The following is an 11,834-nucleotide window of genomic DNA, read 5'->3' as shown; positions in this document are numbered from 1 at the left end:
AATAATTCGGCATAGTCGGCTGTATCGGCTATGCCGTTTTGCTTTCTGTATTAGGAATATCTATAGCACCAATGCAGTTATAGTATATCCTTATTTTCTGCTGTCTTTTGCCATTTATTTTCTCAGCTTTAAAGACGATTATCTTGTCCACAAATTCCCTAATAATTTCTGCATCAAGTTCTTCAATCTCAGTGTACTTTTTTACTAGCTTTAGAAAATTATCTGTATTCAAAGCTTGGTCTTTGACAGTCTTTATTTTTTCACTAAGAAATTCTACTTTCTCTTTTAGTTCTTCTTGCTCTTTTTCATAGTCAGAAGACATCTTAATAAACCTATCTTCTGTTAGCTTACCAAAGACATGGTCTTCATAGAGCTTGCCAATAATAGTATCAAGGGCAGATATTCTGTTTACAGCTTCATCTAGCTCCTTTTGATTTTGCCTTTGCTCCTTAAGCAAATTCTGCTCAGTTTTATGCATAACTAATTTTACAAATTCAGCTTCGTGATTTTTAGCAAAAGCTACTATCTTTTGCAAGTCCTCCAGAAGCAGTTCTTCCACAATTATGTTTCTTATCTGATGAGAAGAACAACCACCTTTAACCTTACGATAGGTAGAGCAGACAAAATGCTCTCTTTCTTTAGGTATGGTTTTGCCTCTTACTTGATAGAGTTTTTTACCACAATCAGCACAAAACATCATTCCAGACAAGATACCCATCTCACCAAGCCTTGAAGGTCTGCGTTTGCCTTCTCTAATCTAATGATATTCAAAAAGGGAGTAAAATCGCTATCCTCTTGATTAGCACTGTCAATCCCATTGTTTATGGCTATGAATCTTACGTCAGCTTCGGGAAAGATTATCTCGGTAATAGCCAACCTTTAGATAATTTCTTCCAAAACGAGACATATCTTTAATAATAACAGTTTCTACTTTCCCAGCTTCTATATCATTAATCATAAGATTAAAGTCTGGCCTATCAAAAGTAGTGCCACTAAAGCCATCATCTATATAGAATACTGTGTTTTTCAAGCCATTATCATCTGCATACTTTTGTAAAATCGCCTTCTGATTTTTAATACTATTACTATCACCAGATAATTCATCATCTCTTGATAGTCTGCAGTAAAGGGCTGTAATTCTATTACCAGTGCTAACCATATGTGTCTTTACCTTATTTAACTGTCTAAACATTTTCATCCATCCTTTCCGACAGCCTTCAAGCGGTTAGCACTGTGTATATTACAATACTATCCCTGACTAGTCGAGCTAATTTTCTTATATCTTTCTAAGCTATTTCTTGCTTTTTCTAGTTCCTTAGCATTACTTGAAATTAACCTTTCAATTTTAGAATAGGGAGTTTCTTTAGCCTCTTCACATTCCCCAGATTCAACTATATAGGTAGTACCAGCTATTTCTTTTTTGCTAGTCCTAAATTTCTCATCTTTAATCACAAAACCACTCCTTCCTTTTAAAGAGTTAGGCACTGAGCCCAGATTTGGGTTCAGTGCTTAGGAATAATTTATACATATACATCTTTAGCTATTGCTCATTTTTAAGCTAAAGGGTTCGTATGTTTTTAAGCCATCTTAATTGTTTTAACTGCCTCTGGTCTTATAAGCTTACCGTCAACTCTCTCATAGCCTATAAAGCCCACTTGACCTTGATTTTTGTATAGTTTACTTAATACCTGTATAGCTAAAGGCTTTCTTTCAATTACCCAGTAGAAGGATAAATCTCCAAAGATAATAGGCTGTTTGCCAGATTCAATACTTGGCATATAGGGAGATGTAATAACTTCTTTACCAAAGATCGTATCATTATTAGAATTCCATAAATAGTTACCATCATCATCTTTTAATGTTCTAAGATAAAAAGCTGTTTCATCATTCATAATAAATACAGCATCTTTTCTGTATTCTACTTCTATTGAAAAATACAGTTCCACTATCTCATCATAAGATAATATATTAGTAGCCTTAGCATTTATTGATTCACTAACAGATAAGATGCCTGTAGGCTCTGTTGTTCCATTACCATTGATGAATAAATCTTCTTTAGCTCTACCAAATCTTCTAGCAAAATCAGTATTTAGATATTTTTCTAGATTAAAGTTATTATTGGACACAAATGATTCCTTAAGCTTTGCTATACTAGCAATCTTATATGACCTTACAGGAAACTGAGTGAACTTATCTCCATCCTCTGGGATAAGATTTCCTTCCTCTACAACCCCAGCACTGCCTGTAGAAGTAGTAGCATGAACTGTACCTTCAAGATTTGTTAGGCTAAGAACAGTTGCAAGCCTTCTAAAAAGGTTATCTTTTTCTAGAGCCTTATAGAATTTGTCTAGGTTATCATTAGGAAGCTGAAAACCTCCATCTATTTGGCCTTCTTTTAAATCATCATGATTTACCAAAGTGCCTCTCATTTTGCTACAAAATGCTTGATTATAAATTCTTGTGTTTAACATATTCTTTCCTCCATTTAATTATTATTTAGGTCTAGGCCTATTACTTTGTTTGAAACTGCGTTTTTTTACACGATGCCCCACGCCGCTGTCCGTCTTTAAAAGTTTTAGATATTTACTAGTCCCTACCCCTAATACCTTCACATATGACACACTTAAAGACTTGAGTATTGTCATTGTTAAATGAAGAATGAATAGGCACCATTTTGCTTATGCACTTAGGACAACAGACATAAAGGCTTTCTAAGTCTGTGTAGTCATTAGAATTTGCACGATGAACTCTTGCTCTGTGGTCATCATGATCTGTCATGTAATAGTCACAACCACACTCATAAGCGATTCTTAATGAATTACCATAGAAATGTCTAGGCTTTAATACTCCGCCTTCTCTTACCAGTTTTAATGTTCTCATGGTTTTCCTCCTTTCTTTTCCACAATAAAAAGCCTTAAAAACAAGGCTTTAGATTTTTGTAGCCACTTGTAGCAGGAAAAAGCAGAGCTTTCATATATTGCTTTCTCATAAGGGAATTACCTTTTTACCTGCTACATCTGCTACATTTTCTTTTACTCTAGAAAATCTGTGAAATCATCATTTAACTTGTAGCCTATTAATAGTGTGGTCATGCCTCCACCAGCCTTTGGTCTCTTCCTAGCGATTCTTCCTATACTAGCTAGAGAAGATTTAAAGTTCCTAACATTTTCTGTATAGTAGCCATTATCCCTACACCAATTTTGATAAGCAAAATAAAGAGCAGATGTCCTTTCTTCTGCATTCGCATCCTTGGTAAGTCTTTCTTCAACAAATAGTCCTATCTTGTCATTTTCCTTATGGTAGTCAAGAGTAGCCTGCCTAACAGTAGCAGGAACTTTAAAGCCATCTGTTTGAAGTTTTCTATAACCTTCAATAACCCAATTTAAAATACCACTTAGGTTTTCTTCCTTGGAAAAGAGACTCTTTAGGTTCTTGTCCTGCTCCCATTCTTCAAAGTGCCTTTCAAAGGGAATGATCTTCACCCTTCCACAAATATTTAGGAAGGTTTCCATGGATGTACCCTTGCCATTACGAGTAGTTGCTCCAAATAAAATAAACATACTTTCATAACGGGTATCACCAGTTAAAGCATATCCGAGGCTTTTCTGAAAAAACTCTGCCTTTTCTTTATCACCACACATAACCTCATCAACAAAATCTATCCAACGATTACATACAGCTTTAGGGTCATAATTTACTCCTGCTATCTTTGTTATATAGTCACTGGCTTTATGGGGATAAAAGTTACCATCCTTTAAATTAAGAGTCCCATTTAAGCAGTTGAGCAGATAGATATCCTTATCAAATTCAGACATGGATAAAGGATAGACATCTCCAGCATCTCTTAAAATAATTTCTCTTGCTCTTCTTTCCTGCCACTTGCTAGCTGATTTTATATAGCTTTTTCTAAGGTTTTCATCTTTTATTGAAAGGGCATAATATATGAGTTGATTTGCTAGATTCTTGCATAGTTTCATAACCTTTAAATTTCCTGTATCGCTCCTCCAAGCTTTGCCATCATATACAAACCATTTCTTTCTCTCTGGCACATACCTTGCTACGGACTTATAGAAGTCTGCAAAAAGATTACTGTTGCCAATATCGTTACTGTAATATCTAGGGTTCTTAAAAGGCTCCATCTTACATAAATCCATAAGCTTGTCTGCCATAAAGTCCTCACTAGCAGATGAATTCTTGCCCATAGGATTATAGGTTTCTTTTGTGTTTGTAACAGCCTTCTCTAAAGTTATCTGGCCATAGGTTGAGCCAGACTGAACTCTATGCCATTTATCACGCATTAGACCACTTTGCTGAAAGAGCCTATCCATTTGATTAATGTCTCTGCCACACCAGAAAGCTAAGATGGAGCATAGAGCAAGGTCAGCTTCACTCTGGGAAGGATAAGAACTTGTACCGCCTTTCCATAGAGCCTTAAACTTAGTTCCTGTAGCAGATGCAGTTGCCTTTTCTATAACCGAACTATCGGATAAGAAAGAGCTGCTTTCTTTATTTGCTATGCCTGTATTAGTCTTTGGTTTTTGCATATACCTATTTAGCAAAACTTGAAGCTTGTCATTAGCTTGAATGATCTTTCCTTGGTTAATTACATGGGCAGTAATAGTCACATACTTATTGGTGCTACCTGCAACATAAACTTCTAAGCCTAGCTTTTGATTGTTGATATAATAGAGGCTCTTGTCATAAGAAAAGCCATCTATTAGAAAGATGATTCTTATTCCTTTTCCAGATGGACTTTTCTCTATATATGAATCTTTAAAAATGCCCATTACATCTTTGGCTAAATCCGAGTAGTTACCACTAGCATCTATACAGTTATCTATATCAATGGCAGATATCTTATTAAAGATACCAATGCCTAGACCATCAAACTTATTTACTACACATAGAGCATCCTTAAAGTCTGTAAAGGTAGAAATATTATTAGCTTTAGCCCTTTTACCATCTACTTGGTAGGGAACTTTACCTTTGCCAACTTCACTCTTCCATAGGCAAAACCCAGCCTTGTCCTTAAGGTATTGAGGTAAGTTTTCGTATTTATCTTTCAGACATTTCACCTCCTTAAAATTAATTAAGCCCAAAACACTATCCTTCCTAAGGACTTGTCCTGCTCGACACAGTCTCGTATACAGTCAAAGATACGCTCGGAAATTTCGTCATGGCATATTCATATAAAAGTATTATTCATGCTCTGGGGTATTCAATTGTCAAGGTACAGTTTTTATTTGGAGGTTAGGAGGTAAATTTTACTACCACTATCTAAAGGACAGCAGGAGCAAAAATCCGTAGTAGAAAATGAAAATAAAATTACCTCCTACCTAATAGCCACGAGAAAGGATAAAAGTTGAGGTATTTGAAAAAGAAAATATAAAAACCTACCTTCATTAGAAAGTAGGTTGATGGGTATTACTGAGTTTTAACTAATGTTTTGTTTGGTTATATTTGACGCTAAATTAATTTTTATTATTTCTTAATTGAAGTTATCAATAAAATCGTTTATAATATAAAGCAAGATATTTACGGGGGTGTGTTATGGATACATCAGAGCAAATAAAAGTTTTGTGTGTAAGAATGGGAATAAGTGTTTCCGAACTTGCACGACGTATAGGCTATTCACCTCAAAATTTTAATGCCAAATTAAAAAGAGGAACAATAGGAGAAAAGGATCTTATAAAAATAGCAGATGTACTAGGTATAATTTATCAGCAGTCCTTTGTTTTGTCTAATGGAGATAAGATTGAATTTACTAATTAAAATATAGTTTATAGGAGAGAAGTTTTATGGCTAAAAAAACAATCAAATAAAAGAGCAAACATTAGAATCTATTTTATTTAACTGTAGAAATGCACTTAGAGGTGCTGGAGGAACAGAGAAAAACCGAGATGCTGTAATAGGTCTTGTATTTGTAAAGTTTGCTGGAGATAAATTTGAAAAAAGATATGCAGAAATAAAAGAGGAATATGGTGATATACCTACCTTTTTGGAGAAGAAGTCTTTTTATCTGGCGAAAAATGTTTTTTACTTACAACCACATTGTAGATGGTCATATATCGTAAAAGAAGCAAATAGTAATGACATTGCTGTAAAACTTGATACTGCAATGGCAGATATTGAAAAAGATAACCCACCTTTACAAGGAGCGTTACTTTCTAACTTTTATAGTAATTTAGGTGCAGATATCAGAACTCTAAAAAACTTAATAGATGAAATCAATAAGATAAATGAGGAAAAGTTTCAAGAAGAAGATTTAATTGGAAGGGTATATGAATATTTTCTTCAGAGTTATGCTGTCGCAAGTTCAAAAGAAGATGGAGAATTCTACACACCAGCTTGTGTTGTAGAGTTAATAGCTGAGTTAATAGAGCCTTACAGTGGAACTGTCTATGACCCCTGTTGTGGGTATCGTGTCATAATAATGAAACAGGCAGATAAGTTAGAAGATATAAGGGATAGAGGCTTATACTACAATAATATAAGAATAGTAAGTATCTGGTATATTGTTTAGAGTAATTAAAAGATAAAAGGTAATTATTGTAAACAATATATCGAGGTACTGAAGCAGAGAGAAAGCAATTAGATTATTTGTCTAGTTGCTTTTTATTTTTAAAGAAGGAGGGAAAGGAAAAATGAGTATGTATTTATTTGATGATTCACCAATAGTTGTAAACACAACACTTGCAAATGAAATAGGATTAAATGAAGCGATAGTTCTTCAACAAATAAATTATTGGATAGAGATAAATAAGAAGGCAGGAAAGAATTATTATGATGGAAAGTACTGGACATATAATTCTATAAAGTCATGGCATGAAAAGAATTTTAAATTTTTAAGTGTAGAAACAGTAAGAAGAGTATTTACGAAATTAGAGAAAAGTGGATTTATAATAACAGGTAACTATAACAAAGATCCAAGAGATAAAACAAAATGGTATACAATAAATGATAAGAAGTTAGAGGAACTATATTTTGAAGTAGAAGATAGGAAGAAAAGATTAGAAAATGAAAAGTTAAAAGAAAATGGATTTGAAGCTACACCAAATGCATTTAGTCAAAATGACCAAATGGAAGATGTCAAAATGACTAAATGCATTGAGTCAAATTGTATAAATCCATTTAGTCAAAATGACCAAATGCAATTGTGTAAAATGAATAAACCATTACCAGAGAATACTACAGAGATTAAAACAGAGAATAACAATCAATCTATATGTGAAGAAATGATAGATGAGAGAGATAGAGAAGATTATCTTGAAGAACTTAGGATAAACACAGATTATTATAAAGTTTTAGAAGAAGATAAGTTTAAAGCAAAGAAGTATGATGATATTTTAAAACTTTTAGCAGATGTACTTATACAAAAAACAGGAGAAATATTAATAAATCAATTACCTATGAGAATGAAATATGTTAGAGAGAGATTTTTATCACTGAATTCTTTACACATGGATTACATAGTTGAGTGTTTAGATAAAAAGATGAACAAGATAAAAAATATAAGATCGTACATACTCACGACAGTTTTTAATGCACCATTTACCATGAGTTCATATTACAATAACCAGGTTAATTGTGATTTGAACGATGATGAGTGAAAATCTAATAAAAAGTAAAAAAATTGGATAATTTCAGATAATTATTTTAAAGGTAATTAGAGAGGAATGAATGAAAAAAATAAGTATATTAATTTATATATACTTTAAATGGATTTTAAGACAATATATATAATTAAATAGGAGAGTTTATTATTAAAAATATAAAATAATCTCTTAAAATTGATATAACAATGCAAAAATAATATTTTAAAATCAAAATAATTAATCACATTTTGTTTTTGTAAGTTTCATATAAATAATGTATCCATGAGTGTGAAGAAATAATAAAAAATATGATATAGTATTTTATATAAAGCGTTATTGAAATTAATAGGTTTATTATGAGTAAAATTCAAAATAAAATAGTTTTATTAGGAATAGCATCATGCGTAATTATTTGTAATTATACAATTGATGTTAAATCACTAAGTTGTATAAAATTTTCATCTAAAAGAAATTCAAGTAATATAAAAAGTTCAGTTTCAAGAAGTGCAATATCTAATTTATCAGTTAGACAAAGTTCTTCTAGTAAGTTATCTCATAATATTAATTAAAAAAATCCATCTTTTAGAGAAATTAAAGAATATGAAAAAGCAAGTAGTTTACTTTTAAAAACTTTAACAAAAAATGAAATAAAATCAATAAGAAAGTATTCTCTTGTTGACTATAAAAAAATAAATAGATTTCTCTTAGGAGAACCTAAACAAAACACTAAACTTGAAGAAAAGATTAAAAATATAGATAGTGCTATAGCTAAATATAATTTGGAAGATGATATAATTGTTTATAGAGGGACTGAGAGAAAATATTATGAAGATTTAAATGAAGATGACATTATTCAAGAAAAAGTTTATTATAGTACTTCTTTATCTAAAGAAGTTGCTGAGCAGTTTGTAATAGATAGAAAAAATCCCTCTGATGGTATTTTGGTTGAAATAAGAGCACCTAAAGGAAGTAATGTTTTGTATATTGGAAATAATGGATCTTTTGAATTTGAACAAGAAATGTTAATTGGTAGAAATACCAAATATAAAGTTTTAGAAATCGGAAGAAATAAAATAATTTTAGAAATTATAAATTAGTATTAAAGTAAAATTTGATATAATAAATAAAAAGGGAGTTAGTTATGGAGCAAGATAAGTGGGAACTTTGGGAAAGTTTAACTTTAAGTAATGACTTTATGTTTTCAAAAGTTATGAGAGATAAGGAAATTTGTAGAGAAACTCTCGAGATTCTTTTAGACAAGAAGATTGGAGAAATAACTTACATAGATAATCAAAAGACAATTGACATAAATTATGATGCAAAAAGTGTAAGACTAGATGTTTACGTTGAAGATGAAAACAGAATTTACAATATAGAAATGCAAGTTGTAAATAAGAAGAACTTAGCTAAGAGAAGTAGATATTATCAGTCAATGATAGATTTAAACGCAATAGAAAAAGGAGAAATTTATAGAGACTTAAAAGAAAGCATTGTCATATTTATCTGTAAGTTTGATCCTTTTGGAGAAGGATTATCAAAATATACTTTTGAGAATATTTGTAATGAAAATAAGGAATTATACTTAAAAGATGGAACAAGTAAAGTATTTTTCAATACGAAAGATTATTATAAAGAAAGAAGTGAAGATGCAAAATCATTTTTAGAATATATTGAAAAAGAAAAGTTGAATGAAAACAATTTTGTAAAGAAGATAGAACAAAAGATAAGAAATATAAAAGAAAACAAGGAATGGAGGGCGGAGTTTATGACGATTTTAATGAGAGAACAAGAAATAGCAAGAGATAACTTTGAAAAAGGAATGGCTGAAGGAGTAGTCAAAGGGCGACAGGAAGGAAGAGAAGAAGGAATAGCAGAAGGTGTAGTTAAAGGAAGAGAAGAAGGAATAAAAAAAGAAAGAGAAAAGAGTATTAAAACATTAGTTGGGGTTTACAGAGAGTTAGATTTTGAAGATGAAATTATAGAGAAAAAACTAATAGAGAAGTATGGTTTAACAAAAGAAGAGGCAGAAAAATATTTAAAATAATTACAACTTAATATTTTGATAATTAAGAGATGCAAATTGCATCTCTTTTTGTTTTTTAGGAAGGTAGGTATGGGAAAGAAAATTAGTGTTAGAGGGAGTTTACTTGGAGAAATAGAGAGAAGAAAAGTGTTTAGAGATGAGAAAGAAGTTATAGAAACAAAATTTATATTGTTTAAAAATAGAGGAAGTGAGTATATAAGATGCGTGTTTTATGGGAATGAGAGTTTAAATTATAGAAATGGAGATTTAGTTTATGTTCTTGGAAGTTATTTAAGTAAGGAAGAAAAGTTTTATAAGAGTTTTAAGGTAGATTCAATTTTAAGGTGGTGATTTTATGGTAAATGAAGAGATAAGTAATAGAGCTATAAATATGGAAGTTAGAGTTTCAAAACTTGTGTTAAGTGAAGTTATTAAAGTGTTTAAGAAGATAAATTTAGAGGCAGAAAAACAAGGGAAGAAATTATCAAACTATTTAGATGAAAAAGTTAAAAGTAATTCAGTTCCATTAAAAGATTTAGTTAAGAAAGGTCAACTTGAAAGTATTACTCTTAAGGATAGGGACTTTAAGGAGCTTAAAAAAGATTTAAACAAATATGGAGTTAAATTTAGTGTTATGAGAGATAAGAAGAGTAATGAGTATTCTTTGTTTTTTCAATCAAAAGATACAGTTGTTATAGATAAGGCTTTTAAAAATGCAATCTTAAAAGTTGAGAAGAAAGAAGCTATAAAAGAATCAACCCTTGAAGTTATAAACAAGTTTAAAGAAAAATCTAAGAAACTAATTAATGATAAGGTTAGAAATAAGAATATGGAGAAAAGTTTATGAAGTTTACTAAGATTTTGAAGAGTAATATTCCTTCTTTGGAGCAACAGGAAGTGGCAAAACCTATGCAATGTTATTTTTATCAAGAATGCTGGCAACACATTATAGAGATGTTTTTAGAGCACCTACAATTATTATTATTGTAGATAGAGATGATTTAAGCAAACAAACAAGTAAATTGTTCGAGGACTCAAAGAAATTCTTAAAAGATAAAAAAATCGTGTCTATACCCAATAGACAAGCATTAAATAATGAACTTTCTAATAATCAAAGTGGTGGAATTTATATAACAACTATTCAAAAATTCTGTGAGACTACAGGCTTACTTTCTGAAAGAAATAATATTATATGTATTTCAGATGAGGCTCATAGGACACAGACTAATATTGGCTCTAAACTAAAATATACCGAAAAAGGTGTCGAAACTACTTATGGTTTTGCCAAATATCTAAGAGATAGTTTTCCAAATGCAACCTATGTAGGTTTTACTGGAACACCAATAGATGAAACTATTCACGTTTTTGGGGATATTGTTGATAGTTATACGATGAAAGAAAGTAGTGATGATGGAATCACTATGCGAATCCAATATGAGCCTAGATTGGCTAGAGTTATTGTTTCAGAAAACCAATTAAACGAAATAGATAAGTATTACGAATAGGTTGTCCAAGAAGGCTCTAATCCAGAGCAAGTAGAAGCAAGTAAACGTGCAATGAGTAAATTAACTAAGATACTTGGTCATCCAGATAGAATAAGTAAGATTGCTTATAATATTGTAGAACATTATACAAGGCTTAGTAGTGAAAAACCTAATATTGTACAAAAGGCAATGATAGTTTGTGCAAATAGGCCTTTAGCCTTCTTAGTTTATAAAAAATTAGAAGAAATAAAGCCAGAATGGTTTGTTGCTAAGAAAACTGAAAGAGATGACCTGGACGAAGTTCAACTAGAAAAATTAAAAAAACTTGCTAAAGTAAATTTAGTGGCAACTCAAGGAAATAATGACCCACAAGAATTATTTGATTTATGTGGTAATTCAAGCTATCGGCAAATGTTAGATGAGCAGTTCAAAAATAATGATTCTAATTTTAAAATTGCAATAGTTGTGGATATGTGGATTACTGGGTTTGATGTTCCTTCTCTTGCAGTAATGTATATTGATAAGCCATTACAGAAACATACCTTAATTCAAACTATATCAAGGGTTAACAGAGTATTTGAAGGTAAGAAGTCTGGTCTTGTAGTGGACTATATAGGAATAAAAGAAAATATGCTAAAAGCAGCAAAACAATATGGGAGCCCTCAAGAAAGTCCTATTGATGAATTAAATGTATCTTTAAGCATCTTTAGAAACCTTTATCATTAATAGATG

At 31.1% G+C, this 11,834-nt stretch carries 15 protein-coding genes; 10 read left to right on the top strand and 5 right to left on the bottom strand.

The window, feature by feature from the left end:
- Positions 1–28: 28 nt before the first annotated feature.
- The 5 genes from SFBM_RS08005 to SFBM_RS04045 form a co-directional block, all read right to left on the bottom strand.
- A complete protein-coding gene (locus tag SFBM_RS08005; RefSeq protein WP_242821644.1) occupies positions 29–700 on the bottom strand; it encodes a DUF4368 domain-containing protein in 672 nt (223 codons plus the stop codon).
- A 141-nt stretch (positions 701–841) separates the two neighbouring features.
- Entirely contained in the window at positions 842–1,192 is a 351-nt protein-coding gene (locus SFBM_RS08000) for a recombinase family protein (RefSeq protein ID WP_050979189.1), read from the bottom strand.
- A gap of 56 nt (positions 1,193–1,248) precedes the next feature.
- Positions 1,249–1,452, bottom strand: coding sequence for a hypothetical protein (locus tag SFBM_RS04060; protein WP_041568917.1), 204 nt, complete (start codon positions 1,450–1,452; stop codon positions 1,249–1,251).
- A 125-nt stretch (positions 1,453–1,577) separates the two neighbouring features.
- Complete coding sequence (locus SFBM_RS04055) at positions 1,578–2,471, bottom strand: phage major capsid protein (protein WP_014017943.1); 894 nt, start codon at positions 2,469–2,471, stop codon at positions 1,578–1,580.
- A 561-nt stretch (positions 2,472–3,032) separates the two neighbouring features.
- The gene (locus tag SFBM_RS04045) at positions 3,033–5,099 is read right to left on the bottom strand and encodes a phage NrS-1 polymerase family protein (RefSeq protein WP_014017941.1); all 2,067 of its coding nucleotides are present in this window, start codon (positions 5,097–5,099) and stop codon (positions 3,033–3,035) included.
- 451 nt (positions 5,100–5,550) lie between these two features.
- Between SFBM_RS04045 and SFBM_RS04040 the strand changes: the two genes are divergently transcribed.
- From SFBM_RS04040 to SFBM_RS08180, 10 genes are all read left to right on the top strand, one after another.
- Positions 5,551–5,772: a helix-turn-helix domain-containing protein gene (locus tag SFBM_RS04040; RefSeq protein WP_014017940.1), complete on the top strand. Its 222-nt coding sequence runs from the start codon at positions 5,551–5,553 to the stop codon at positions 5,770–5,772.
- A gap of 46 nt (positions 5,773–5,818) precedes the next feature.
- Positions 5,819–6,523, top strand: coding sequence for an N-6 DNA methylase (locus SFBM_RS04035; protein WP_371137055.1), 705 nt, complete (start codon positions 5,819–5,821; stop codon positions 6,521–6,523).
- Between the two features lie 121 nt (positions 6,524–6,644).
- Positions 6,645–7,610: a DUF6017 domain-containing protein gene (locus SFBM_RS04030; RefSeq protein WP_014017938.1), complete on the top strand. Its 966-nt coding sequence runs from the start codon at positions 6,645–6,647 to the stop codon at positions 7,608–7,610.
- Between the two features lie 341 nt (positions 7,611–7,951).
- On the top strand, positions 7,952–8,164 hold the full coding sequence (locus SFBM_RS04025) for a hypothetical protein (RefSeq protein WP_014017937.1): 213 nt from the start codon (positions 7,952–7,954) through the stop codon (positions 8,162–8,164).
- A 21-nt stretch (positions 8,165–8,185) separates the two neighbouring features.
- Positions 8,186–8,692 carry an ADP-ribosyltransferase gene (locus SFBM_RS07925; protein ID WP_081484486.1) on the top strand — a complete coding sequence of 169 codons (507 nt, stop codon included), beginning with the start codon at positions 8,186–8,188 and terminating at the stop codon, positions 8,690–8,692.
- Positions 8,693–8,736: 44 nt separating this feature from the next.
- Positions 8,737–9,639, top strand: coding sequence for an Rpn family recombination-promoting nuclease/putative transposase (locus SFBM_RS04015; protein ID WP_014017935.1), 903 nt, complete (start codon positions 8,737–8,739; stop codon positions 9,637–9,639).
- 69 nt (positions 9,640–9,708) lie between these two features.
- Positions 9,709–9,969, top strand: a complete 261-nt coding sequence (locus SFBM_RS04010) for a triose-phosphate isomerase (protein WP_014017934.1) — start codon at positions 9,709–9,711, stop codon at positions 9,967–9,969.
- Positions 9,970–9,973: 4 nt separating this feature from the next.
- A complete protein-coding gene (locus tag SFBM_RS04005) occupies positions 9,974–10,465 on the top strand; it encodes a PcfB family protein (protein ID WP_014017933.1) in 492 nt (163 codons plus the stop codon).
- A gap of 67 nt (positions 10,466–10,532) precedes the next feature.
- Positions 10,533–11,123, top strand: coding sequence for a DEAD/DEAH box helicase family protein (locus tag SFBM_RS08185; protein ID WP_050979188.1), 591 nt, complete (start codon positions 10,533–10,535; stop codon positions 11,121–11,123).
- Positions 11,124–11,174: 51 nt separating this feature from the next.
- A complete protein-coding gene (locus tag SFBM_RS08180; RefSeq protein ID WP_050979187.1) occupies positions 11,175–11,828 on the top strand; it encodes a type I restriction enzyme subunit R domain-containing protein in 654 nt (217 codons plus the stop codon).
- The last annotated feature ends 6 nt before the right edge of the window (positions 11,829–11,834 follow it).

The sequence above is a fragment of the Candidatus Arthromitus sp. SFB-mouse-Japan genome (assembly GCF_000270205.1).
GTDB lineage: Bacteria > Bacillota > Clostridia > Clostridiales > Clostridiaceae > Dwaynesavagella.
This window is presented reverse-complemented; position numbering and strand designations above follow the sequence as displayed.

Bases quoted from the DNA above. Each gene is read 5' to 3' on its own strand.
- SFBM_RS04005 (WP_014017933.1), top strand. From the start codon at position 9,974: ATGGTAAATGAAGAGATAAGTAATAGAGCTATAAATATGGAAGTTAGA.
- SFBM_RS04010 (WP_014017934.1), top strand. From the start codon at position 9,709: ATGGGAAAGAAAATTAGTGTTAGAGGGAGTTTACTTGGAGAAATAGAG.
- SFBM_RS04040 (WP_014017940.1), top strand. From the start codon at position 5,551: ATGGATACATCAGAGCAAATAAAAGTTTTGTGTGTAAGAATGGGAATA.
- SFBM_RS08000 (WP_050979189.1), bottom strand. From the start codon at position 1,192: ATGTTTAGACAGTTAAATAAGGTAAAGACACATATGGTTAGCACTGGT.
- SFBM_RS08185 (WP_050979188.1), top strand. From the start codon at position 10,533: ATGTTATTTTTATCAAGAATGCTGGCAACACATTATAGAGATGTTTTT.
- SFBM_RS08005 (WP_242821644.1), bottom strand. From the start codon at position 700: ATGATGTTTTGTGCTGATTGTGGTAAAAAACTCTATCAAGTAAGAGGC.
- SFBM_RS04025 (WP_014017937.1), top strand. From the start codon at position 7,952: ATGAGTAAAATTCAAAATAAAATAGTTTTATTAGGAATAGCATCATGC.
- SFBM_RS04030 (WP_014017938.1), top strand. From the start codon at position 6,645: ATGAGTATGTATTTATTTGATGATTCACCAATAGTTGTAAACACAACA.
- SFBM_RS04055 (WP_014017943.1), bottom strand. From the start codon at position 2,471: ATGTTAAACACAAGAATTTATAATCAAGCATTTTGTAGCAAAATGAGA.
- SFBM_RS04015 (WP_014017935.1), top strand. From the start codon at position 8,737: ATGGAGCAAGATAAGTGGGAACTTTGGGAAAGTTTAACTTTAAGTAAT.
- SFBM_RS08180 (WP_050979187.1), top strand. From the start codon at position 11,175: ATGAGTAAATTAACTAAGATACTTGGTCATCCAGATAGAATAAGTAAG.